The organism is Nostoc mirabile CHAB5784 (assembly GCF_020829645.1).
Lineage (GTDB): Bacteria > Cyanobacteriota > Cyanobacteriia > Cyanobacteriales > Nostocaceae > Nostoc > Nostoc mirabile.
In genome coordinates, this window is the sequence record NZ_JAIVFS010000009.1 from 24,023 (window position 1) to 47,497 (window position 23,475).

Consider the following 23,475-nt stretch of genomic DNA (forward strand, 5'->3'; position numbering starts at 1 on the left):
GATGTCCTAAACTAACCCTACCCTTCACCCTAGAGAAAAACCTCTGTAACTATGGGCCAGCATTAACAAAAAGTGCATTATTGGTTCCTAGACCGGCACAGATAACCTGACTTGTGCCTAAAGAAGCACAACTAGGATCTGAGACGTATGTACCTCCCAGACCCTGAGGCCCACTCCAGGAACTGCCATTGAACTGATTAACAAAAAGTTCATTATTGGTTCCTAGACCGGCACAGATAACCTGATTGGTACCTAAGGAAGCACAACTAGGATTTGAGGCGTATGTACCTCCCAGACCCTGAGGCCCACTCCAGGAACTGCCATTGAACCGATTAACAAAAAGTGCATTATTGGTTCCTAGACCGGCACAGATAACCTGATTGGTACCTAAAGAAGCACAACTAGGATCTGAGACGTATGTACCTCCCAGACCCTGAGGCCCACTCCAGGAACTGCCATTGAACCGATTAACAAAAAGTTCATTATTGGTTCCTAGACCGGCACAGATAACCTGACTTGTACCTAAGGAAGCACAACTAGGATTTGAGGCGTATGTACCTCCCAGACCCTGAGGCCCACTCCATGAAATGCCATTGAACCGATTAACAAAAAGTGCATTATTGGTTCCTAGACCGGCACAGATAACCTGATTGGTACCTAAGGAAGCACAACTAGGATCTGAGGCGTATGTACCTCCCAGACCCTGAGGCCCACTCCAGGAACTGCCATTGAACCGATTAACAAAAAGTTCATTATTGGTTCCTAGACCGGCACAGATAACCTGACTTGTGCCTAAGGAGGCACAACTAGGATTTGAGGCGTATGTACCTCCCAGACTTTGAGGCCCACTCCATGAAATGCCATTGAACCGATTAACAAAAAGTGCATTATTGGTTCCTAGACCGGCACAGATAACCTGATTTGTCCCTAAGGAAGCACAACTAAGATTTGAGACGTATGTACCTCCCAGACTCTGAGGCCCACTCCAAGCTGCAAGAACTGGTTGGCTTACCAGGGATAAAATTACTGATGTTGTGCCTGTTAAAATTGTAAATTTCTTTTTCATAGAATCTAATGTCTTCCTCCTTAATACAGCTCTGTGTTTTGTTGCAAAGATTTAGACAGATGTAAAGTTTTAATTCCTGAATTTTTCTTTCAGTTTGATTGGTATTGTACGATGAAACCACGTACCTATTTTGGATTCAGTTTCAGTTCTAAAAGCTACAGAAATCAGTTACAAACCTTTACATTATCCAGTTCAAACTCAGAACCTTCGTGCGATAGAACTGCTATTATCAGCCGTTACATTAACACTCATCAAATTCAACTCTAGCAAAGTAAATTTTAGGTAAAACTTTGTTTATACCAGAGTTTAAGTCTGAACAAATCATTCATCAACTTAGTCTGATACTCCGCCGTTAATCGGTTGCATGAGTTGAGACACTTAAGTTTGACTTGAACATCTGACACCTAACAGCGCTCACGCTTAACGATTCCCAAGTTTTACCTGGGAATGGTAAAATTATGGCTAATTATAATTTGTATTTACAAACACTTTGAAAATTTGCCTTTGCATGGTCAAATAAGAATGATTTAATATAATTAATTCGTGCAAAAGTGGAAATCTGCGTCATTTTCTTTGCAGATTATGAACTTTAGTATTAGCTTTTGTCGAATATCTAATAACTACATGATTATTTAACGATGAACAACGCGATCGCTCAGACAACAGCATTATTATCAACTTGCGCTTTACTACTAACAGGCTGTGGTGGTGGCGGCGGCCCTGTGACTGTGACAAATTCTCCAAATATTACCAGAAATAACACTACAACTGACACCGCCGAGACAACGACTACATCAGGTGCTATTCCCATCGGTATTGCCTTAGCACAAACCAGCAACGTAGCATTACTTGGTCAAGAGGGATTTGTTGGAGCCAGAATTGCCGAGAAGTATTTCAATAGTAAAGGTGGTATTAATGGCACTCCGATTAGATTGGTAAGCCAAGATACTAGCGGTGATGAAGCTGGAGCAATTAACGCTTTTCAAACTTTAATTAACAAAGATAAAGTTGTTGGTATTGTTGGCCCTACTTTGTCACAGCAAGCTTTTAGTGCTGACCCCATCGCCGAACGTGCTAAAGTCCCAGTTATTGGCGCATCAAATACCGCAAAAGGAATTCCAGAAATTGGTGATTATGTAGCTCGTGTATCTGCCCCCGTGTCTATAGTTGCCCCTAATTCGCTGAAAGCTGCACTAAAACAGAATCCTCAAATTAAAAAAGTGGCAGTTTTTTACGCCCAAAATGATGCTTTTAACAAATCAGAAACGGAGATTTTTCAAACAGCAGTAAAAGAACAAGGGCTAGAATTAGTAACAGTTCAAAAGTTCCAAACTACTGATACAGACTTTCAAGCTCAAGCTACCAATGCAATTAACTTAAAACCAGATTTGGTAATTATTTCGGGACTAGCTGCTGATGGTGGTAACTTAGTGCGACAACTGCGAGAACTGGGTTATAAAGGCATAATTATTGGTGGTAATGGTCTGAATACACCCAATGTTTTATCAGTGTGTAAAGCACTTTGCGATGGTGTACTGATTGCTCAAGCTTACAGTCCTGAATATCCTGGTGAGATTAATAAGGTATTTCGCCAAACCTATATTGAGCAATATAAGAAAGAACCAGCCCAATTTACTGGTCAATCTTTTGCGGCGGTGCAGGTGTATGTTGAAGCTCTTAAAGAGTTGGATAAAAAAACCAAAATCAGCACATTACCTCTTGAGAAACTGCGGACAGAATTGAACAAGCAAATACTTGCTGGAAAGTATGATACTCCTTTAGGTGAGATTGCTTTTACACCAGTAGGTGATGTGATTCAAAAGGAATTTTACGTTGCCCAAATTAAGATGGATAAAGATGGAAACACTGGAAAATTCGTATTTATAAAATAGTTGCAATATGGATATAACTCTATTTCTGCAACAATTTTTGAACGGATTATCTATCGGTAGTATCTATGCAATTTTTGCTTTGGGCTATACCTTAGTTTATTCTATTTTGGGCATCATCAATTTAGCTCATGGTGCGATTTTTGCCTTGGGTGCATATTTCACTTATGCACTCATGGGTGGTAACTTTGGATTTAACGGCTTGCTAGCTAATGTAGCCCTGCCGATAAAATTACCATTTGTTATAGCCTTGATTTTAGGAAGTACCTTGGCGGGATTGGTAGGGGTAGTGATGGAACGGGTTGCTTTTCAACCTTTGCGCCGTCAAGGATCTGATCCCTTGCTAACTGTTGTTTCCAGCTTGGGGGTAGGAGTGGTAATTGTAAATTTAATCCAGTATTTAGTAGGAGCAGAAAGTTACACATACCCCGCAAATACTTACGGTAATTTGCCACCTGCGATTAATTTTGGTAGTCCAGATAATCCAATTCCTATTCGCAGCGTTCAGGTGGTAATTTTTGCTGTATCAGTGGTGATTGTGGCAATTCTTACCTATTTTATCAATCGGACTAAATATGGTAAGGCAATGCAGGCGATCGCAGAAGATCCAACTACAGCTAGTTTGTTAGGAATTAATAGCGATCGCTTTATCATTCTAACATTCTTCATCAGTAGTTTTTTAGCAGGATTAGCAGGAACTTTAGTTGCCTCTAGTGTTAGTATTGCTGGGCCATATTTTGGCATTACTTTTGGGTTGCGGGGTTTAGCGGTAATTGTCTTAGGTGGTTTAGGTAGTATTCCCGGTGCAGTGGTGGGAGGCTTAGTAATTGGATTAGTTGAGGCGTTTGTTCCTGCTGAATTCTCTGGATATAAAGACGCAGTAGCCTTTGGAATTTTGTTTATCATGCTATTAGTTAGACCCCAAGGTTTGTTAGGACGGCGGTTTATTCAAAAAGTTTAAATAGATGTAGCACTATGAAAACATACACCAGACAAAAACTAACTTTCGAGCAATTTGTAGAACAGTGTCCAGAAGAAGGTTTATATGAACTTGTAGATGGAGAAATTGTAGAAGTGCGTGCAACCAGAAATCATGATGATGTCGCCAATTTTATATTGTTTGGTTTCAATGATGAAATTAGGCGACTAAACTTAAATTATGTAGTTAATAACACAGCAGTCTTTAAAACTATAACTGCCAATGAAATAGAACAAGGGCGTAAGCCTGATGTAAGTGTTATAGATAAAGATACATGGCGCTCAAATCGTTCTGCGTACTCTGCACTTGAAGAACCTATCCAGTTAGCTGTAGAAGTGACATCAACTAATTGGGAAGATGACTACATTGATAAATTGGATGAATATCAACGTTTAGGTATTACAGAATATTGGATTGTAGATTATTTGGCAATTGGACTAAGAGAGTATTTAGGAAATCCAAAAGTTCCGGCTGTATTTGTTTTTCTATTAGATGCTGAGGGAAAATACCAACGGACACTGTTTAGAGGTTTAGAACGGATTGTGTCACGAACTTTTCCTGAACTGGCGCTGACAGCAGAGCAAATATTAACAGCTTAATAGTTGATAAAACTGATAGTTTGATTAAGCTTAATCAAAATGTTTTAAAATGGCTGATTTTTTCGCTACTTATGGTTCTCTAATTGTCTCTATGGTATTAGGGGCGCTAATAGGATTATCGCTTTACTTACCGCTAATGACAGGACAATTGTCTTTAGCTAGCCCAGGATTTTATGCTTTAGGTGGGTATATTGCAGCAATTTTATCCACAAAAGTTTTGACATCTAGCAGTACTTTATTTCCCATTCCATTGTTATTATTGGAGATGTTAATTGCTGGTGTAATTTGTGGCTTTTTGGGTGTAATAGTGGGAATTCCAGCGTTGAGATTGCGAGGAATTTATTTAGCGATCGCTACTATCGCTTTTGTGGAAGTTCTGCGCGTCATCTCCCTCAATTTGGATATTACAGGCGGTGCTGTCGGAATTTTTGGCATTCCTCAACCTTTCCAAACACCAATTGAATATTTATGGATTGCTCTGCCCTTACTATTAATTAGTATGGTGCTGCTTTATCGTTTAGAACGCATCCGTGTAGGAAGGGCTTTTATCGCTATCCGCGAAGATGAATTAGCTGCGGGTGCAATGGGGATTGATCCTACTTATTACAAAGTTTTGGCGTTTACATTAGGGGCTATACTTGCAGGGGTTGTAGGTGCAATTAGCGCCCACTTCCTTAATACCTGGAATGCTCGTCAAGGTACTTTTGATGCTAGTATTATATATTTAACTTTTGTTTTGATTGGTGGTTCGAGAACTTTTTTAGGTTCGGTAGTCGGAGGTATGGTGTTTACAGCCTTACCAGAAATTCTGCGAAGTCTAGCTGATACTGGTGGTTTACCTAATTGGCTAGCACAATTTTTGCGCGATGGTAGATTAATTATTTTTGGCTTACTAATAGTAATAGGTACAATATTTTTTCCCCAAGGGCTAATTACTCCAGATATTTTTCAAAGACGGAAAATCATGAATAAACGAACCGCGAAGGACGCATAGACACGAAGTGGCTTCCCGCAGGGTAGGGCGCGTTCGCGCAGCGTCTCGCAGAGAAGTAAGAAAAGTTTTAGAGAGTTATTGCGTAAGTTTTATATTCATAATAATATGCACAAATGTCACATAGTATTCCAACAGGTAACAGCAGTATTGTCTTAGAAGCAAGAGCATTGACTCGCCGCTTTGGTGGTTTAGTGGCGGTAAATAATGTATCTTTTAGTGTAAATAAACATGAGATTTTTGGACTGATTGGCCCTAATGGTGCTGGCAAAACAACACTGTTTAATTTGATTACTGCTTTCATTCCACCTTCTAGCGGTAAATTAATTTATCAAGGTGCAGAAATTTCCCAACTGCGTCCTCATCAAATTGCTGCTTTAGGTATCGCCCGTACTTTTCAAAATATCCGCTTGTTTGGGGAATTATCGGCATTAGAAAATGTGATTATTGCTCGGCATTTACATACTAAAAGTAATATGATTGCAGGAGTTTTGGGATTACCACCAGCGCCTAGTGAAGAACTTAAAACTAAGCAGAAAGCTTTAGATTTATTGGATTTGGTGGGATTGAGCGATCGCGCCCACGAAAAAGCCAAAAACTTTGCCTACGGCGATCAACGTCGCTTAGAAATTGCCCGCGCTTTAGCATTAAAACCGCAAGTCTTACTTCTCGATGAACCTGCGGCGGGGATGAACCCCAACGAAAAGCAGCAACTCAGTGAATTTATTCGTAGCCTGCGCGATCGCTTCAATTTAACGATCATCCTCATTGAACACCATGTACCATTGGTTATGGGTTTGTGCGATCGCATTGCTGTATTAGATTTTGGGCAATTGATTGCTTTGGGTGAACCAGCAGTTGTCAGAAATAATCCGGCTGTAATTGAAGCTTATTTGGGAAATGAATAATATCTGATTATCTATCTTACAATTACAAAACCTGTTGTAATTCCTCAATATTATTTGCTGTTACAACGTTCCGTAAAATTATCTTCAAACGCTCTATATCATTAATTTCCGTGATTTGTGGCATTAACTGTAACCCGTTGTTGCCAAATTTTAACTCCAAATTAATTTCAATACTAGAAAGTATTCCTCGCAGCTCTCCGCGTGCTTCTCCGCGTGCTTCTCCGCGTGCTTCTCCGCGTGCCTCTCCGCGTGCCTCTCCGCGTGCCTCTCCGCGTGCCTCTCCGCGTGCTTCTCCGCGTGCTTCTCCTTCGCGTAAAATTTCTTGATACCAAGGCGACTCACGTAACACAGCCATATCCCACCTCATGATTTCTTGAACGAGTGCAGTTTCTAAAACAAACGTAGCAAAAAAAGCTAAGACCGTTTCCAGTTGGTTCAGTTGTTCATTAGCACGGAGAATTTGCAATGCTTCTCTAATAGTAGATTCATTTTCACCACCTTTGAGAATGGGTACAAACGGCAGTAAGGATGGTAAGGGTTGTTGAAAAGCAATATTGACATCAACTTCCCACAGGTTAATTACCCGATAATCTTGTATTGCCCGTAATCCAGCAATATTTGATGTAAAGCTTGTGGGTATTTCGTTGTTGCCAGTTTTAAGAATGTTAATGAGAACCGGGTATGTTGGCAAGTTATATTTTTCTTCCGCAAGTGCAGCGTATGCACGCATCCGACGTGGCATTTTGGATTGATAGCGTAATTGCAATTCGTTAAGAAGCAGAAATTCTCCGTGTTGGGGACTGTTGACACGCATTAAAACATCAGTTTCCCGGCTAATCCACTGAAATTCGCCACTTACAATTTCTTCAGCAACGACATCAGAAATCTGCGTTACCCATCTTACCCAGTTATCGGGTGCAAGGCTAATTAATTTTTTGGTGCTGACATCGGCAGGCCTTGTCATCAGGGTGTAAATGCTCTCAATAAGTAAGATTTATCGTAACTTGAAGTGTGGCATTACACCAAAGAATATCTGTCAGGTAAGATTTTGCCTGACAAATATTCCTCAGCAATGTTGGTAACGGCTAGTGATGGGTTTGTGCGATCGCAAGCTATTAAGAATGAGTTACGAAAAAATTTATTTCGAGATTGTAATGGGATTACAGATTTTTATCCACTTCATCATCATTGCACTTGCCGACTCGAAAATTTCGATTGCATCGTCTGAAATTGTTTAGAGAATGCGATACTCGCCTTGATCAACTCGATAAACACCTAAATATTCCTTGAGTTGCTTACAATCTTGAGGTCTAGGATCTTCCGGTAGCAACAAAATTTTAGTCATCACCTGCTTAAAAAACTTCGGCTGCAAGGCGATGTCTGACGACAAGCCCTCCGGGTTCGGCAGTTGCTTCAAGTCGGGGAACCCGCCCAACGCACTGCCTCACCGATGCAGCGTCTACACTTTGTATCAGTTCAACTCTTGCGTAAACGTAGCCCGTCACAAACATCGCTTTCGTGTTTAATAAAAGCAAATTTGCTAAGTTCCTATATAGAATTTGGACAGTCGTTGATTGAATTTGGACAGTCGTTGATTGAATTTGGACAGTCGTTGATTGAATTTGGACAGTCGTTGATTGAATTCGGGCAGTCGTTGATTGAATTCGGGCAGTCGTTGATTGAATTCGGGCAGTCGTTGATTGAATTTGGACAGTCGTTGATTGAATTTGGGTAGCCACAAAGGGCTTACGCACCCTGCTGAATACCTCTTTGCTCAATTTCTTGATACCAAGGCGATTCTCGCAATACTGCCATATCCCACCTCATGATTTGTTGCACTAAAGGCGATCGCACCTGTGAAATTTATATAAACAAAATATTCACAAATTCGTCTAAAGAACTCACAGCGATCGCACTATCCATTAAGCTTTCTAATTTTTCCACACTCTCGCCTTCAAACCTTACTTCCACTTCATGAGGAATTTCGCCAAAGCGTTGTTCTAATACCCGGATTAGCTGCCGTCGCGCACCCTGCTGAATACCTCTTTGCTCAATTTCCTGATACCAAGGCGATTCTCGCAATACTGCCATATCCCACCTCATGATTTGTTGCACTAAAGGCGTATCTAACACAAAGCTAGCAAAAAATGCCAGCAATGATTCTAACTCGTTCAACTGTGCATCTGCTCGTAGCGCCTGTAATGCGCGTTGCACAACTGATACCTCTCCCCCTCCTCGCAGAATTGGCACAAAGGGTAACAACGATGGTAGTGGTTGCTCAAATACTATTTCAGCATCAATTTCCCACAAATTAATCACGCGATAATCTTGGATAGCACGTAATCCCAAAAATTCCTGCTCGTAACTATTGACAATAGTTAAGGTGGATGGGGGCGGTAAAATGTTGATCAGTACTGGGTAAGTTGGCAATCGGTAGCGTTCTTGTGCCAAGGCAGTATATGCTCTCATCCGTAGAGGCATCTGTGCCGTGTAACGCAACTGTAGTTCGTTAAGTACCAGAAAATCTCCGTGAGTAGCACTGTATGCCTTCACCAACACATCTGTTTCGCGGCTAATCCAGTGAAACTCAGAGCCAAGAATTTCTTTGGCCACAACTTCAGGACGCTGTGTCACCCATTTTACCCATGCATCGGGAGCTAAATTAATTAGTCGTTTGCTACCAATATCTGCTACTTTTGCCACAGGACGCTTGATATCTTTATCAGTAACTAATAGTACATCATAAAGATTGCAGTATTCTGGCGTTGGTTTTTAAGGTCAAGCAAAAGTATTTTTAACCCACGGAGGTGGGTAAAGTCTCGTGTAGCCGCGACTTCTAGTCGCTAGGACTTTTCTGCATCGCACTGTTTTAAGAAATGTATGATTGATGTATCTTAAGTTTTGAATCAACATTTCTGGATGTAAACCGCCATGAAAGCCGATAGTAAGCCAAACTATACAATTTTAGAAGTTCAAGAACTTGATGTTAATTATGGCGGTATCCAAGCTCTGAAAAAAATTAATTTAATTATTCAACAAGGGGAGGTAGTTACTCTAATTGGTGCTAATGGTGCTGGTAAAACTACCACACTCCGCGCCATATCTAAAGTAGTTAATCCTAAGAGTGGTGTAATTATCTATAATGGACATAATATTAACCGCCGCCAAACTCACGAAGTTGTACAACTTGGCATCGCCCACTGTCCAGAAGGACGGAGAGTCTTAGCACGGCAAACAGTATTGGATAATTTACTTTTGGGTGCTTATATTCGCTCCAATCAAGCTGAGGTAAAAGCAGATATTGGGCGCCAATTTGAGCTATTTCCACGTTTGTCACAAAGACGCAATCAACTAGCAGGAACCCTCAGTGGTGGTGAACAACAAATGTTAGCGATCGCTCGTGCTGTCATGAGTAAACCACAACTATTACTTTTAGACGAGCCTAGCTTAGGTTTAGCACCTGCGATCGTCCGGGAAATCTTCTCTATTATTGAAAATCTCCGGGCTACAGGCGTGACTATTTTGTTAGTTGAACAAAACGCTAATCTGGCACTACAAATTGCCGATCGCGGTTATGTTTTGGAAGCTGGTTCTATTACCTTAACAGGTGCAGCCTCAGAATTAATTAGTGATGAGCGAGTTAAAAAAGCTTATTTAGGGTAATTAATTAAATGAAAGTTTTTGAGGTAGAAGCAGATGGTAAAATCACCAACTAAACCCCTAACTTTAGAAGAGTTTTTGAAACTACCAGAAACAGAACCTAGTTCAGAATACATCAATGGTCAAATTATTTAAAAGCCAATGCCACAGGGAAAATATAGTAAATTACAGGGGAAGTTAGTCACAGGTATAAACCAGGTAATTGAAAGTCGAAAGATTGCCCTAGCTTTCCCAGAACTGCGGTGTACTTTTGGCGGACGTTCAATTGTCCCTGATGTAGCTGTGTTTGCTTGGGAACGGATTCCCATAGATGAGCGTGGAGATGTGGCTAATGTTTTTCACACATATCCAGACTGGACAATTGAGATTCTTTCGCCGGATCAAAACCAGACTAAAGTAACCGGAAATATTCTACATTGTTTAAAACATGGTAGTCGTTTAGGTTGGTTAATTGATCCAGGCGATCGCTCTGTTTTAGTTTATCCACCAAAGCAGCAACCAGAACTTTTACAAGAAGAACAAGAAATATTACCAGTTCCTGATTTAGTTAGCGGCTTTCAATTAACTGTAGGGCAATTATTTGGATGGTTGAAGTTGTAAGTAATTGTATAGATTCATGTCTAGCTTTGGGAATACTAAAGGCAATACGCTTGGTTAAGGCTAAAACTCTTTATCAAAGTCAAATTTTTAACGTAGACGCAAAGCGGTGAAGCAGCGCGGTCTTCTCCCAAGGGGAGACGCCAAGGGCGATGGGGGTTTCCCCCATGAGCGACTGCACCAAGCCGGAGGGCTTGCCGCAGGCTACCGCAGGGGCGCAGAGAAGCCAGTGCGTTGGGCGGGTTCCCCGACTTGTTCGCGCAGCGTCTCCCCTTGGGAGAAGCAACTGGCGCGAAACAGAGAGAAGAGAAAAAAATCCTTAACTGAACTGTATTGATACTAAAGATAGTAATTTACTGAAGTCAGAGCGAGATAATGGATTCCGTAAATTTAATAAAAACGGGTGATAGTTGGAAATTTGCGACTGAAGCTGATTTAGAAGATTTTGTCTGGGCGAATTTAAAGGAACTTTTCGGGTTAATTCCGCTAAAGCGACAATATTATATTAAAGGTCAAATTTGCGACATTTTAGCCTTGAATGAGAAGAGACAGTTAGTAGTGCTGGAATTGAAAAACGGTGAAGACAGATATATTGTTCAGCAACTAACTCGATATTATGAAGCTTTAATTGAGAATAAACCCTTTCAGGAAGAGGTTGATTATGGACAACCCATTGGTTTAATAGCGATTACAGCCAGGGAATACATCAACGAAGACAAAAGACGACATCAAGAGTATCAAAATGCTATTAAATCTCGAAAAACTTTGAATGAGCTAGTCGATATTGCTTTAGAGACTTGGCTAAAAAGGCTTTAAGAAAAGCTACATTGACAGCATTTATAACTTTTCCTAATCATTAGTATTATTAAATATTATTACGATTTTTGTCATATATTAATATTTGCAGCCCTCCTTGCAGATATCTATATATTTGTTTAGCGGCGAATTCTATTCACCGGAATAATTAAACCCATGAGTCAAATAGTCTGGATAGCAAGACACGCTAACCGCCTCGATTTCGTAAACCCTGATTGGTTTCTCACCGCCGAACGACGCTACGATCCACCCTTGTCTGATGATGGTATGGTGCAGGCACAACAGTTAGCTAAACGATTAAAAGGAGAAAATATTGCCCATATTTTCGCTTCTCCTTTCCTGCGAACCGTACAAACGGCAAACGCAGTTGCAGAAATACTCAACTTACCAATCAAATTGGAAACAGGCTTGAGTGAATGGCTAAATCCAGTTTGGATGACAGAAGAACCCGAAAGACTCTCAACTCCAGCATTAGCAGACTTATTCCCCAGAATTGACACCAGCTACACGTCGCGCATCGCCGCTAAATATCCTGAAACTCGCGAAAAAGTCCGAGAACGTTCTGGGCAAACTGCGAGATGTTTAGCTACTGAGTTCCTCCCAGAACATATCCTGCTAGTAGCACATGGTGCATCTGTGTTGGGGGGAGCAATGGGGTTAGTGGGGGAAATTGCCAAAACAGAAGTCAAGGCTTCTTTATGTTCTCTAGTGAAAGTGGTACGCGAAGATCCAGAATGGTTATTAGAACTAAAGGGAGATACTTCCCATTTAACCCACATAGAAGAAGTTATTCGATTTGCTTAAACCTCTGATAGAGATTTGGGTTCATGACTTCTGCTAGGTTGGGTATATCCTACAAAAAAAGTAATTTAATTCACCAATAAATTCTATGACTTTGTTACTAGCTGGAGACATCGGCGGTACGAAAACTATTCTGCAATTGGTTGAAAAATCAGACTCACCAGCAATACATACTATTTATCAAGAAAGTTACCACAGTGCCGATTTTCCTGATTTAGTACCGATAGTGCAGCAGTTTTTGGTCAAAGCTAACACACCAATACCAGAAAAGGCTTGTTTTGCGATCGCAGGCCCCATTGTCAAAAATACTGCCAAACTGACCAATTTAGCCTGGTTCCTAGATACCGAACGTTTAGAAGAAGAATTGGGTATCCCGCATATTTCTTTGATTAACGACTTTGCCGCCGTTGGCTATGGCATTTCAGGTTTACAAAAACAAGACTTGCTGACGTTGCAAGTTGGCAAACCTCAACCCGAAACCCCCATTGGAATTATTGGTGCTGGTACTGGTTTAGGACAAGGATTTTTAATTAAGCAGGGAAACGAATATCAAGTCTTTCCCTCAGAAGGTGGACACGCTGACTTTGCCCCTCGGAACGAGATCGAGTTTCAACTATTGAGATACCTGCTGGATAAACATGATATCCAGCGCGTTTCTGTGGAACGCGTGGTTTCTGGAATGGGAATTGTGGCAATTTACCAATTTTTGCGCGATCGCAAATTTGCCGCCGAATCACCAGATATTGCCCAAGTCGTCAGAACTTGGGAACAAGAAGCTGGACAAGAAGAGAAAAGTGTCGATCCCGGTGCTGTCATTGGTACAGCTGCATTACAAGGTAGCGATCGCCTCTGTGAACAAACTTTGCAATTATTTATAGAGGCTTACGGTGCAGAAGCTGGCAATCTTGCCCTTAAACTCCTACCTTACGCTGGCTTATACATTGCTGGTGGAATTGCGCCCAAAATCCTGCCCTTAATTGAAAACAACGGTTTCTTATTAAATTTCACCCAAAAAGGCAGGATGCGCCGCCTCCTTGAAGAGATCCCCGTGTATGTTATCCTCAACCCGCAAGTGGGGCTAATAGGTGCTGCTTTATGTGCTGCTAGGTTATAACAGCTAGCATCATCAGTGAGATCAGCATCTCAAAAGGCAAAAAATATGACAATTAAAAGTCTGTTGCCATTAATCGCCGCCACACTTGTCTGTGGTGGTTCTGTTTTTGTGGAAGCGCGTCAACCCAAACCTCCGGCGGCTGTTGTCAAACCAAAGGTTTCTCAACCCGTGCAGCCACGATGGAAGTTATACACTGCCCCAGATGGGCGCTTTAGTATTTTGATGCCGGGAAACCCCAACAGAAATACTCAATACCAAAAAACTTACATGGGGGAAATTACCTTACAAATATTTGTCGCTCAACCACTAAAACAGCAAGTAGCTTATGTAGTTACTTACAATGATTTTCCTTATAGTTATGGTCAAATAACTGACCCCCAAGCTTTACTTAATAATGCACGGGATATGGCTTTAAAGACTACGAAAAGTAATTTAATTAGTCAAAGGAATATTCGTAGTTCCAATAATCATCCTGGCAAAGAAATTGAATATATCAATTCTGGAGGAAAAATCACTAAAAGTAGAATGTATGTTGCTGAAGGAAGGTTATATCAAGTAATGGCAATAACTACAAAAAAACAGCAAAAGACATTAGCTAAAACCATTACGGGATATTTAAATTCTTTCCATGTAGTTTTGAAAAAGTGAAATAATTAAAACCTCTACTATATTAGTCTTGGAATCAATTGCGTGGTTTATATAGCGTATTTGTCGCATTCTTTTTTCAAATTGGTATCACTTTTATTCCTCTTTCCTAAAAGGCTACGGTCTACACACAAGTCAGATTTACCCCCCTTAATCCCCCCTTATCAAGGGGGGAAATAAGAAATCTAGTTCCCTTCCCAATACATCGGGGAGCCACTGCGTTGGGGAGCCAGTGCTGTGGGCGGGTTTCCCGACTTGAGGCACCTGGCGTCCGGCTCTGCCGACTTGTTCGCTCTTAGCGTTCCCGCAGGGTAGCAAGTGGCGTGAGGGTTAGGGTGGGGTAAAACTGATACTAAAACCTCGTTTTCTTACAGATTCTGCGATACACCACAAACCGGATAAAAAATTTTGGATTGTCGCTAACAATATTTTTCCAGGAACTCCAAACTTCTAACTCCTAAATTCTGCTGTATTTTAATTTTTTTAGCTTATATCATACAACTTATACGCTACTCAACCGCTTATTAAAACATGATTTCTAACACTAGGATGTCATGTTAATAATCATTCATGACCAAATTAAATAAAACCAAGTGAAATAAATGGCTAATACTACTGATACTGGCGTTACCTCTAGTTCTTTTAGCACCCTGGTTGATGCAATCAAGGCTGCCAATTTGATAGATACTCTCAAAGGTGTTGACTCATTTATCGCCTCTCCATCCACAAATCAAGCTTTTGCAAAGCTTCCAGCAGATACTGTAGAGACATTGCTTAATAATATTAATAAGCTCCAGGAACTCCTGACGTATCATATTGTTTCCGGCAAGGTGATGCCCATAAAGCCGATTGAAGGTTCAAGTTTTAAAATTGACCCTTTTTATCGTTTCAATGCAAATTATGAACCACAGCCTCAAAACCCGATGCTGTTGATGATAACGGTGTCATCCACATCATTGTTGATTCCTCAGTCAACAAACGTATAGATAGCGAATAACGTGTGTGGGCTAGAAACTATTTATAGTCATAGTCACTACCTCACGGCTGGCTAAATATATTTTCAGGAACTTAACCAAGTTAAATGTTATACCTACGCGCGTTTAAAATCGCTTGCTCTAAACCAACCTGAGTTCGCTTTATCATTCAGAATCCCCAAGCTGGATTCTGGCTCACCTCGACTGCGCTCGGCGACCACCTGACTCCTGAATTCTTCTTCGGTAACTACTCTTCTCCTGAGACAGAAGCTGCGCGTAGCTTACTTAGAGTGCTACGGAAACGTTTCTAATGAATGCGCTTTTTGAGCGAATCAACTAGAGACGCCTTAGAGGATGAATGAACAAGTCTAATTTATTACTAGCCCTAGCGACTATAAGTCGCGGCTACACGAGACAAAACCCACCTCCGTGGGTTATAAAACCCTTGATTTTGCATTCAGTCTACAGAGGTAGACTTTGATTGTGTAGTAGCGAATTCTATTCGCCTAATACTTTTCAAACATCCTCTTAGCGTAGCGGGGCGTTCCCGTCTCTAAGAGTTGCCCAGTGTCATTTTCCATCTCTAGTTACTCATTTTTAAGCCCACTTTGCACTTAGAGCTTTAATAGCAGGTCTTGTTATGAATTCACTCAATGGCTCTTGCTTGACAGATGGGATACTCAAAGGTGTACAAGTACTCGTTGTAGACAACGATCGCGATAGTAGAGATTTGTACAGATTTTTACTTCAAGACGAGAGCGCAAATGTGATTACTGCTGGTTCGATAAAAGAAGCTTTAGAAATCCTGAGTTGGTTCACACCCAACATCCTTGTCTGCGAAATTAGGTTTTTAGGTGAAAGTATTTATACATTACTAAATACATTCAGTGCTATGGAAGCAAACAATGGTAATCATATCCCCATTATTGTGACCTCAACATCTACCACAGGTACTAATGACCAAATTCCGGATGTCGAGTTTGAAGAATATTTACTCAAACCATTCGACCTTGACAAATTTGTTTCCATGATTAGGAATCAAGTACAGGAAGATGTGGCGGAAAATTTTTACCATGTATTAGTTTACACTAATATACTAAGCACTTCTCAAGGCCACAATCGGGTCGAGTTTAGCAGCGCGACGTGCAGGAACAACACCAAAGAATAAACCAATACCACCAGAGACACCAACTGCCATAGTAATCGCTGCTGGAGAAAGTGCCGCTTCTAAGGGAGTCAAGGCTCCCACTAATAGAATGCCACTGATGCCAACCGCAGTCCCAACTAAACCGCCAGCTGCGGAAACTATCACTGCCTCAATGATGAACTGTAGCAAAATATCTTGTTCAGTTGCCCCGATCGCTTTCCTTAATCCGATTTCTTGAGTGCGTTCGGTGACGGAGACAAGCATAATATTCATGATACCAATGCCGCCGACAAATAAAGATATCCCAGCGATCGCAGCTAGCATGATTGTCAATGCACCTGTAATTTGACCGACAGTTTGCAAAGCATCCTTTTGAGAACGGATAGTAAAGTCATCTTCACCATTAATTTTGTGCCGTAGACGCAGTAAATTAGTAATTTGAAATTCTGCTGCATCCACACTCTCTGAATCACGAGCGGCAGCAACGAGATAATCTAAAGCAATACCATAAGGAGAATTTTTTCCCACAAGTCGGTTTGCTGAAGTCGTGATTGGTATTAAAGCAGCATCATCATAATCTGCTCCCACGCTGGAACCTTTAGCTATTAACGTCCCAATCACTTGAAAGCTAGTATTTCCAACTCGCAATTGTTGACCGATGGCGTTACTATTACCGAATAGTTTTTCTGCCAAGTCTCCACCTAGCACAACAACTTGGTTACTTCCCTTGATGTCTACCTCAGAGAAAAATCTGCCTTTAGCAGTTTCAAAATCCCGCACCGACAGGAAGCTAGGAGTTGTACCAATGATGTTGACATCGGTGTTTCTGTTGCGGTATACAACTACCTGTCTCCTGTTTAACTCCGGTGCAACTCCTACTACTGTTGGGACTTGAGAGGCGATCGCTTCAGCATCTTGTAACACCAGAGTTTTTGGCACTTCAAAGGAGATACGCTGAGTTTCTCGATTACCTGGCAGTACAAACAGCACATTTGGCCCTAATGACTCCAACTGTTTATTAACGTATTTTTGCCCACCTTCACCAATGCCAATCATGGCAATCACTGAGGCATTGCCAATAACTATACCCAACATAGTGAGGGCGCTACGCAGCTTATTCGACAGCAGAGTTTTCCCCGCCATTTGAATACTTTCTAAAAAATTCATGTCTTAAAAATTACGAATTACGAATTACGAATTACGAATTATTCTGTTCTTTTTTGTAGTCTTTGGGTGGATTAACAAAAACGCGATCGCCTTCTTTAACTCCACCTAAAATCTGAGTTTCGTTTTGGATTTGTGCCCCAACTGTAACTTCGCGGAACTGGGGTTTATTGTTTGCATCTGGTACAAGTACGCCAGTTTGACCCTTTTCGGTGACGATTGACACCGTTGGTAACACCAAGGCATCATTGACGCGATCGCCCAGGAAGGTAAGATCCACATTTAAGCCAGAACGCAGTTTATCTGTACCACTATTCAGAGCAACCCGCACCTGGAAGGAAGTCACACCTTGTTCCACTACAGCTTCTGGAGCAATTAGGCGCACATTACCTTTAAAAACTTGATCGGGATAAGCATCAGCGACAATTTCCACCTGCTGTCCCGGTTTAATTCTGCCAAGATCAGCTTCGGGAACTTGAGCTAATATTTCTAACCCGCGTGCTACAGCGACAATTGAACTGGAAGTTGCCGACGCACTAGTAGAAGCAGAGGTTGTGGGTGTCACAAAAGCACCCACGTTAGCATACTTTTGGGTGACAATTCCCGAAAGAGGAGCGCGAATAATAGTCTCATCTAACTGCACTTGCACACCCTTCAACTGAGCCTCAGCAGCTGCAACAGCTGCTTGACGCTGGACAATTTCTTCAGAACGAGTGCCATCTTCTAACAGTACCAATGCTGCCCGTGCTTCATTAACTGCTGCTTGACGTTGGGCGATTTCTTCAGTGCGAGTACCAATTTGGAGTAACGACAATCGTTTTTTAGCTTCTTCTAAACTGGCTCTAGCACTTTTGTCTTCGCTGATGGCTTGATCGAGTAATTGTCTTTTCTCTGCTCCCTGTTCGTATAGGTATTGATAACGCTTTACCTGTCCACTGGTGTAATTCACCTTTGCTTGAGCCGCATCCACTTGGGATTGAGATTGAGCAATCTCTTGAGGACGATTACCAGCTTTAGCTTGGGTTAGCTGGGCTTGAGCTTGTGCTAATCGCGCTCTGGCTTGAGCAATTTCTTGAGGACGACTACCGGCAAGGGCTTCGGCTAGTTGTGCTTGACTTTGGGCTAAGTTAGCACGGTACTGGCTTCTTTGAGCCTCAATACCTGCGCTATCCATACGGGCGAGAATTTGCCCTTGTTGAATGCGATCGCCTTGTTCTACATATAATTGCGACAGCACTCCGGGGTTCTTCGGACTAATATTTACGCTCTGAACTGGCACAACTTTGCCACTAGCTGTAATCCGCAAGGTGACGTTTTTCGCTGCTACTGGCACAGTCAATTGAGCAATGTCTTCTTTTGTCCCTTGGTTTATCAAAGTATAGGTTGTGGCTGTACCAACAACCAAGACACCCCCTGCTATCACCCCCATCAGCCAGCGTAATGGATATTTAACTTTGCCAATAACAGGAATTTCTATGTTCGTAGCCATATCTAAAAGCCTATAAATCTTATTTTATGAAAGTAGCTTGTTGTTATATGATTCCCATCGAATTGCCCATAGTAAAATCACCCCTTCAGAGCCAACAGCTGCGCTTTTGCTCCCCTTTGCGCTTGTGGGGAGTGGTTGGGGGTTCCTCTTAACTATGGTTAATTGAGCGGACATAAATATTAAAGGGTAGGTGCAGAAATGCGGAGTTGTTAAAGTTTTTGGATTAAATCTTTATTAAAAAACTAACAACTAGACGCATAGTTAGCTTCATGTTGCTTAATCTTACTTCATAATAGGTGTTACATGCCTGTATGCCTTCACCTGAAAGGGTGACTTTAGCCACATTATTATTTGACACCCTGCCTTGCTTATAATTTGCACCTTTTTAGCGACGCCGATAGCGAAGCGTTAGCGAGTCTTCGAGCGTCATAGCCCGCACTTCGGCTGCGCTCAGTGACCGCCGCAGGCATCGCTACTATTGCAATACAGTTCGGATAAGATCCCCCCGCCTGTGGCGACCCCCTTAAAAAGGGGGTAATTAGAAAAAAAAAGCCCCCCAATTTATCGGGGGGTTGGGGGGATCTCCGAGGAATAAACACGTTAAGGGACTTCCAAATAAAAAAATATCCCAAAACTGACGCAAAAATCTTCTCTATTTCTCCCCTCTCTGTGTTCTCTGCGTCTGGAGTGGTTCGTTCATTTGGATAATTTATTTCTTGGAAGTCCCTAACCGAACCGTATTGGCTACTATTGCACCAAAGAAGCCACAATACTTAGGATAGTCGGCTTGCAGTATTGAAGCATTATGCTTGACGTAGACGCAAAGTCCTAACCCGGAGACTCCCGGCTTGTCATTAAACCGATAATTATACCTAGTTACTTCATTGAAAAAACAAATAAAGTCGAATTTAATAAACAAAATACCGAAATGAGAAAGCATTTAGACTAAATGCTTTCTCAAACCCCAGTTTGCTTTCTCATTTCAGTAGATTTAGCAAGTAAAAAGGCATATTGCTTTCTCAAACCCCAGTTTGCTTTCTCATTTCGGTAGATTCAGCAAGTAAAAAGGCATTTTGCTTTCTCAAACCCCAGTTTGCTTTCTCATTTCGGTAGATTCAGCAAGCAAAAAGGCATTTTGCTTTCTCAAACCCCAGTTTGCTTTCTCATTTCAGTAGATCGCGCATTAATTTTAGTGTTTTGGGCAAGCAAAAAGGCGTATTGCTTTCTTAATTCACCTGATTGCTGACTCATAACATAAATTTCAAATTTGAAATTTTCGTCTTGGAAAATTCTGTTTGCGCTTGGTGAACGCCAGGGCGTTTCGTAGAGAAGCGATGCCTGCGGTGGTCACTGAGCGCAGCCGAAGTGTGGGCTATTCGGCGTCGCCAAAAACCGCCGCACCCTGCGGGATATTGTTACAGACTTTTCATTTTTAGATTGCTTGGATCGAAAGTAGCCATAAAGTTATCAGAAAAATGGGTTTAAAACCCCGTGCTTCTAGCACGGCTTTTCTTGGTCTTGGATGTATTTTTTGAGAACTTCAATGGGCGCACCTCTAATCGTTGATACAAAATAACTAGGACTCCATAGAGCTTGCTTACCATAAGGTTTAGGGTATCCAGCTTGACCATATCTACGGCTAGACACACCTTTTAACGCATTAACAATTTGAGATATTGAGAGCTTAGGTGGAAATTCAATTAATGCGTGAATGTGATCTGATTCCCCGTTAAATTCAATGACCTCTCTATTCGTTCAATACTTTGCTTAAATTGCAACACTGAACACGATAGAGATGGGAACGCAGCCAAAAATATAGAACAAGTCGGGAATAGAACAAGTCGGGATGGGGAATCGCCACGACTATAAACGGACGCAGAGGAATTGTAAGACTATTTCGGTAGCAGAATCCGTTGAAGCGTCAAGAATCACCGCTCCTTTATGAAGGTGAGTATTTCAAAAGGTGCTTCCTCGCATTCTACGTTAGGAATTTGCAGCCAGTGATTTCCTAAGCAAAAACCTCTGTGGTTGCGATCGCAGATTTAGGTGATATGCTCAGTGCTGACATCACGAAGTTTGTTACCAACAGCAGGGCGATCGCAACGACAACCCAACAATTTATCTTGTAACAGTGGTTACCATAGTGATAATTGGATAATACCAATTTGAGCAATGATTACAACAGATGGAGCGCTCAAAGCAATTACCAGCAACTCTTTCTCTACGATACGCTCTGGCGTTCACAATCCAAAATCGTTCGACTGAGCGTAACCGAAATCCAAAATCGTATAATAAACTACTCTCTTCCCAGTCCAAGATTACCTATCTTCTTATGGCAAACACTATTACAATTACCGATTCCCTGGTTCCTAATCCTGTACCGAAACCAGCAATCATTAGACTAGAAAACATTTTCAAGATTTATGGTAGTGGTGAAACAGAAGTACGAGCGCTGAATGATGTCAACCTAATCGTGGAACAGGGCGAATATTGTGCAATCATGGGGCCTTCTGGTTCTGGTAAATCCACAGCCATGAATATTATCGGTTGTCTCGACCGTCCCACAGGCGGACATTATTATTTAGATAACCTCGATGTAGCCCAAATGGAGGATCGCTCATTGGCACACATCCGGAATAAAAAGCTGGGGTTTGTGTTTCAACAATTCCATCTATTGCCCCAACTAACAGCCCTAGAAAACGTGATGTTGCCAATGGTATATGCTAGTGTGAACCCAAAAGAAAGAAGCGATCGCGCAACAGTTGCCCTGACGCGAGTAGGTTTAGCAAATCGCCTCAACAACAAACCAACTCAACTATCTGGTGGACAACAACAACGAGTAGCGATCGCGCGTGCGATCGTTAATCGTCCCGTGCTACTCTTAGCCGATGAACCTACAGGCGCACTTGATTCGCGCACAACCCAAGAAGTCTTAGATATATTTAGCGAACTCAATGCTAGTGGAATTACCGTTGTCATGGTAACTCATGAACCAGAAGTTGCTCGTCAAACCCAGCGCATAGTTTGGTTCCGAGATGGTCAAGTAATACACTCCAATCTCACACCATCTGACTTGAGTAGCGTTGCTGTGTCATAACTTATTAAAGTCCGCCTACCCTTGGCATTCTCACAGGGTAGGCGGACGAGAGTTTGTGTAGCCGCGACTTCTAGTAGTCTGTCAAGTTTAAGCAAGTAAGTTCGTAGTAAGGACTTTAGTCCTTATCCTCTAAGCACGCTTTGTGCTTACTACAAACTTTTCATTACTAGCCTAGACATTGTACTAGTACAGGCCGGCGGAAATAAACCTACCATTTCATTAGAGCCAGAAAGCCCAAAATTAAAGCATATGTGAATGCGTGACTTTTGATTTCCGCCTTGCGATACTAGTCGCCAGTTCCGATTACAAACTAGACGTTTTCCCAGTTTCTGCTTGCGTCTCAATGGGCTTAACATCGGTGTAACCCACTTCACCAGCTATTGTCCGAAACACCGAAATTTGCTCGTCAAAATCTAATCCTTCAATCTGGGAAACCAGATCATTAATTGCCTTAGTTGGTTCATAGCTAGCTGGTAAGTCAACCACCTTATCTCCCATAGCTACTGCCCAAGCATACCAAACTAACAGCTGGTTGTTTTCTTTTATCGCTCCATAAGCACGGGAATATTCTGTATCTTTGCGGTTAACTATATCCCGCATAATATCTAGTTGCTGCTCATCTGATAACTCAAAATAATCTCCTAGCAGAAGTGGTGCTAACTCAGGTTCGGCCGCAGCAGGAGCAGCTGGTGTGATAGAATCACCCATTTTTTTATAAACTAAATAGAACCAAGCTAATTTTGCATCGGTATCTAAATTATTAAACCCATCTACCAAATTTTGAGATTCATTGCTCTGGGCTTGAGAAATATCTTTATCGTAACTTGCAGTCATAATTTTATTTCCAAAGAAATTTTACACGCCAAACTAAGGCTTACCAAAGTTTGAGCATCAGCTTCTACTATCGAGAGAAAGAGTTATATTAATTGTCAATTGCACCTTTAATCTATCTTTTAATAGAGGTAAAGCCTCACCCAAGGGAGCAAGGAAAGAATTAATTACTTTGTTATGCTCTTTCAAGTAAGCAATAAAAAATTTAACCTAAGGATTTTAATTATGCCTGATGAAGTAAAGCCCAATGTTAATGAAGCTCCCACCCATGATGCTCAATTAGCTGCCGAAAGCATAGCTAGTGGTGAAGAAAATGCGCCAAACGTCGATTTTGATGCTGATTATGCAACTGCACAACAATTCAGCGTTAGTGAAGTTGATCGCACAGGTGAAGGCGCAGCAGCAGCCGAAGCAGCCACTGCACCTCAATATCAAACCTCTAAACCAGTAGAGACAAAAACTCAAGCGCAGTCAACTGGTAATTCTGATGATTTTTTAGAGTTAGCAAAGGAAGTTGGGAATTCTAACACTGAGGGTGTAACTAATGTCAGTGATGATCTATTACAACAAGCTTTAGAAAAGGGTGAACGGAAAAATTAAGTTTTCCTGATATTTTGGTATTTTGTAGGGTGGGCATTAATATACATGGCCCACCCTACTGTTTTGATGAATCGCCAATAGTTAATATTTTCACTATCGACTTTTGAT

At 41.5% G+C, this 23,475-nt stretch carries 23 protein-coding genes and 2 pseudogenes; 17 read left to right on the forward strand and 8 right to left on the reverse strand.

The annotated features are described in order from the left end of the window. Positions 1-49: 49 nt before the first annotated feature. Positions 50-1,066, reverse strand: coding sequence for a DUF8189 domain-containing protein (locus LC653_RS08695; protein WP_229494106.1), 1,017 nt, complete (start codon positions 1,064-1,066; stop codon positions 50-52). Between the two features lie 638 nt (positions 1,067-1,704). On the opposite strand from LC653_RS08695, the gene LC653_RS08700 reads away from it, so the two are divergent. The 5 genes from LC653_RS08700 to LC653_RS08720 all read left to right on the forward strand — a co-directional run bounded on the left by LC653_RS08700 (position 1,705) and on the right by LC653_RS08720 (position 6,432). Further along, a complete protein-coding gene (locus LC653_RS08700) occupies positions 1,705-2,958 on the forward strand; it encodes an ABC transporter substrate-binding protein (protein WP_229494107.1) in 1,254 nt (417 codons plus the stop codon). 7 nt (positions 2,959-2,965) lie between these two features. After that, a complete protein-coding gene (locus LC653_RS08705; RefSeq protein ID WP_229494108.1) occupies positions 2,966-3,916 on the forward strand; it encodes a branched-chain amino acid ABC transporter permease in 951 nt (316 codons plus the stop codon). Positions 3,917-3,930: 14 nt separating this feature from the next. Continuing rightward, positions 3,931-4,533, forward strand: a complete 603-nt coding sequence (locus tag LC653_RS08710) for a Uma2 family endonuclease (RefSeq protein ID WP_229494109.1) — start codon at positions 3,931-3,933, stop codon at positions 4,531-4,533. A 49-nt stretch (positions 4,534-4,582) separates the two neighbouring features. After that, entirely contained in the window at positions 4,583-5,527 is a 945-nt protein-coding gene (locus tag LC653_RS08715; RefSeq protein ID WP_229494110.1) for a branched-chain amino acid ABC transporter permease, read from the forward strand. 113 nt (positions 5,528-5,640) lie between these two features. Next, on the forward strand, positions 5,641-6,432 hold the full coding sequence (locus LC653_RS08720; RefSeq protein WP_229494111.1) for an ABC transporter ATP-binding protein: 792 nt from the start codon (positions 5,641-5,643) through the stop codon (positions 6,430-6,432). 22 nt (positions 6,433-6,454) lie between these two features. On the opposite strand, the gene LC653_RS08725 is transcribed toward LC653_RS08720, so the two are convergent. Then, the gene (locus LC653_RS08725) at positions 6,455-7,396 is read right to left on the reverse strand and encodes an RpnC/YadD family protein (protein ID WP_229494112.1); all 942 of its coding nucleotides are present in this window, start codon (positions 7,394-7,396) and stop codon (positions 6,455-6,457) included. A gap of 45 nt (positions 7,397-7,441) precedes the next feature. Between LC653_RS08725 and LC653_RS08730 the strand changes: the two genes are divergently transcribed. Continuing rightward, positions 7,442-7,660 carry a hypothetical protein gene (locus LC653_RS08730; protein WP_229494113.1) on the forward strand — a complete coding sequence of 73 codons (219 nt, stop codon included), beginning with the start codon at positions 7,442-7,444 and terminating at the stop codon, positions 7,658-7,660. Positions 7,661-7,784: 124 nt separating this feature from the next. Here LC653_RS08730 and LC653_RS08735 read toward each other — a convergent pair whose 3' ends face one another. Beyond that, on the reverse strand, positions 7,785-8,171 hold the full coding sequence (locus LC653_RS08735) for a hypothetical protein (protein WP_229494114.1): 387 nt from the start codon (positions 8,169-8,171) through the stop codon (positions 7,785-7,787). A 124-nt stretch (positions 8,172-8,295) separates the two neighbouring features. Beyond that, positions 8,296-9,135, reverse strand: a complete 840-nt coding sequence (locus LC653_RS08740) for a DUF4351 domain-containing protein (RefSeq protein WP_229494115.1) — start codon at positions 9,133-9,135, stop codon at positions 8,296-8,298. 228 nt (positions 9,136-9,363) lie between these two features. Here LC653_RS08740 and LC653_RS08745 point away from each other — a divergent pair, with 228 nt between their 5' ends. From LC653_RS08745 to LC653_RS08780, 8 genes and pseudogenes are all read left to right on the forward strand, one after another. Then, entirely contained in the window at positions 9,364-10,095 is a 732-nt protein-coding gene (locus LC653_RS08745) for an ABC transporter ATP-binding protein (protein WP_229494116.1), read from the forward strand. Positions 10,096-10,128: 33 nt separating this feature from the next. After that, a pseudogene (locus LC653_RS08750) lies at positions 10,129-10,692 on the forward strand (Uma2 family endonuclease). A gap of 372 nt (positions 10,693-11,064) precedes the next feature. Continuing rightward, a complete protein-coding gene (locus LC653_RS08755; RefSeq protein WP_229494117.1) occupies positions 11,065-11,505 on the forward strand; it encodes an endonuclease NucS domain-containing protein in 441 nt (146 codons plus the stop codon). Between the two features lie 156 nt (positions 11,506-11,661). Next, positions 11,662-12,309: a histidine phosphatase family protein gene (locus tag LC653_RS08760; RefSeq protein WP_229494118.1), complete on the forward strand. Its 648-nt coding sequence runs from the start codon at positions 11,662-11,664 to the stop codon at positions 12,307-12,309. A gap of 85 nt (positions 12,310-12,394) precedes the next feature. Beyond that, positions 12,395-13,420, forward strand: a complete 1,026-nt coding sequence (locus LC653_RS08765; RefSeq protein WP_229494119.1) for a glucokinase — start codon at positions 12,395-12,397, stop codon at positions 13,418-13,420. Between the two features lie 45 nt (positions 13,421-13,465). Continuing rightward, the gene (locus tag LC653_RS08770; RefSeq protein WP_229494120.1) at positions 13,466-14,068 is read left to right on the forward strand and encodes a hypothetical protein; all 603 of its coding nucleotides are present in this window, start codon (positions 13,466-13,468) and stop codon (positions 14,066-14,068) included. A gap of 599 nt (positions 14,069-14,667) precedes the next feature. Continuing rightward, positions 14,668-15,051 (forward strand): fasciclin domain-containing protein, encoded by a 384-nt coding sequence (locus LC653_RS08775; RefSeq protein WP_229494121.1) that lies wholly within the window; start codon positions 14,668-14,670, stop codon positions 15,049-15,051. A gap of 628 nt (positions 15,052-15,679) precedes the next feature. Further along, a complete protein-coding gene (locus LC653_RS08780) occupies positions 15,680-16,207 on the forward strand; it encodes a response regulator (protein ID WP_229494122.1) in 528 nt (175 codons plus the stop codon). On the opposite strand, the gene LC653_RS08785 is transcribed toward LC653_RS08780, so the two are convergent. The 3 genes and pseudogenes from LC653_RS08785 to tnpA form a co-directional block, all read right to left on the reverse strand. Further along, entirely contained in the window at positions 16,136-17,353 is a 1,218-nt protein-coding gene (locus LC653_RS08785; RefSeq protein ID WP_229494123.1) for an ABC transporter permease, read from the reverse strand. The two genes, LC653_RS08780 and LC653_RS08785, sit on opposite strands and share 72 nt — an antisense overlap. A 31-nt stretch (positions 17,354-17,384) precedes the next feature. After that, a complete protein-coding gene (locus LC653_RS08790) occupies positions 17,385-18,839 on the reverse strand; it encodes an efflux RND transporter periplasmic adaptor subunit (protein WP_229494124.1) in 1,455 nt (484 codons plus the stop codon). Positions 18,840-20,336: 1,497 nt separating this feature from the next. Then, positions 20,337-20,585, reverse strand: a pseudogene (gene tnpA, locus LC653_RS08795) (IS200/IS605 family transposase); the annotation flags it as partial. A gap of 12 nt (positions 20,586-20,597) precedes the next feature. On the opposite strand from tnpA, the gene LC653_RS47875 reads away from it, so the two are divergent. Both LC653_RS47875 and LC653_RS08800 read left to right on the forward strand, forming a co-directional pair. Further along, positions 20,598-20,708, forward strand: coding sequence for a hypothetical protein (locus LC653_RS47875; protein ID WP_443689853.1), 111 nt, complete (start codon positions 20,598-20,600; stop codon positions 20,706-20,708). A gap of 463 nt (positions 20,709-21,171) precedes the next feature. After that, positions 21,172-21,936, forward strand: a complete 765-nt coding sequence (locus LC653_RS08800) for an ABC transporter ATP-binding protein (RefSeq protein WP_229494125.1) — start codon at positions 21,172-21,174, stop codon at positions 21,934-21,936. Positions 21,937-22,239: 303 nt separating this feature from the next. Here LC653_RS08800 and LC653_RS08805 read toward each other — a convergent pair whose 3' ends face one another. Continuing rightward, positions 22,240-22,770: an orange carotenoid protein N-terminal domain-containing protein gene (locus LC653_RS08805; protein WP_229494126.1), complete on the reverse strand. Its 531-nt coding sequence runs from the start codon at positions 22,768-22,770 to the stop codon at positions 22,240-22,242. Positions 22,771-22,992: 222 nt separating this feature from the next. Here LC653_RS08805 and LC653_RS08810 point away from each other — a divergent pair, with 222 nt between their 5' ends. Continuing rightward, complete coding sequence (locus LC653_RS08810) at positions 22,993-23,367, forward strand: hypothetical protein (RefSeq protein ID WP_229494127.1); 375 nt, start codon at positions 22,993-22,995, stop codon at positions 23,365-23,367. The last annotated feature ends 108 nt before the right edge of the window (positions 23,368-23,475 follow it).

Coding starts and splice junctions, on each gene's coding strand:
- LC653_RS08760 (WP_229494118.1), top strand. CDS start 11,662: ATGAGTCAAATAGTCTGGATAGCAAGACACGCTAACCGCCTCGATTTC.
- LC653_RS08790 (WP_229494124.1), bottom strand. CDS start 18,839: ATGGCTACGAACATAGAAATTCCTGTTATTGGCAAAGTTAAATATCCA.
- LC653_RS08780 (WP_229494122.1), top strand. CDS start 15,680: ATGAATTCACTCAATGGCTCTTGCTTGACAGATGGGATACTCAAAGGT.
- LC653_RS08785 (WP_229494123.1), bottom strand. CDS start 17,353: ATGAATTTTTTAGAAAGTATTCAAATGGCGGGGAAAACTCTGCTGTCG.
- LC653_RS08800 (WP_229494125.1), top strand. CDS start 21,172: ATGGCAAACACTATTACAATTACCGATTCCCTGGTTCCTAATCCTGTA.
- LC653_RS08705 (WP_229494108.1), top strand. CDS start 2,966: ATGGATATAACTCTATTTCTGCAACAATTTTTGAACGGATTATCTATC.
- LC653_RS08710 (WP_229494109.1), top strand. CDS start 3,931: ATGAAAACATACACCAGACAAAAACTAACTTTCGAGCAATTTGTAGAA.
- LC653_RS08700 (WP_229494107.1), top strand. CDS start 1,705: ATGAACAACGCGATCGCTCAGACAACAGCATTATTATCAACTTGCGCT.
- LC653_RS08720 (WP_229494111.1), top strand. CDS start 5,641: ATGTCACATAGTATTCCAACAGGTAACAGCAGTATTGTCTTAGAAGCA.
- LC653_RS08810 (WP_229494127.1), top strand. CDS start 22,993: ATGCCTGATGAAGTAAAGCCCAATGTTAATGAAGCTCCCACCCATGAT.
- LC653_RS08805 (WP_229494126.1), bottom strand. CDS start 22,770: ATGACTGCAAGTTACGATAAAGATATTTCTCAAGCCCAGAGCAATGAA.
- LC653_RS08725 (WP_229494112.1), bottom strand. CDS start 7,396: ATGACAAGGCCTGCCGATGTCAGCACCAAAAAATTAATTAGCCTTGCA.
- LC653_RS08695 (WP_229494106.1), bottom strand. CDS start 1,066: ATGAAAAAGAAATTTACAATTTTAACAGGCACAACATCAGTAATTTTA.
- LC653_RS08770 (WP_229494120.1), top strand. CDS start 13,466: ATGACAATTAAAAGTCTGTTGCCATTAATCGCCGCCACACTTGTCTGT.
- LC653_RS08765 (WP_229494119.1), top strand. CDS start 12,395: ATGACTTTGTTACTAGCTGGAGACATCGGCGGTACGAAAACTATTCTG.
- LC653_RS08775 (WP_229494121.1), top strand. CDS start 14,668: ATGGCTAATACTACTGATACTGGCGTTACCTCTAGTTCTTTTAGCACC.
- LC653_RS08755 (WP_229494117.1), top strand. CDS start 11,065: ATGGATTCCGTAAATTTAATAAAAACGGGTGATAGTTGGAAATTTGCG.
- LC653_RS08745 (WP_229494116.1), top strand. CDS start 9,364: ATGAAAGCCGATAGTAAGCCAAACTATACAATTTTAGAAGTTCAAGAA.
- LC653_RS08715 (WP_229494110.1), top strand. CDS start 4,583: ATGGCTGATTTTTTCGCTACTTATGGTTCTCTAATTGTCTCTATGGTA.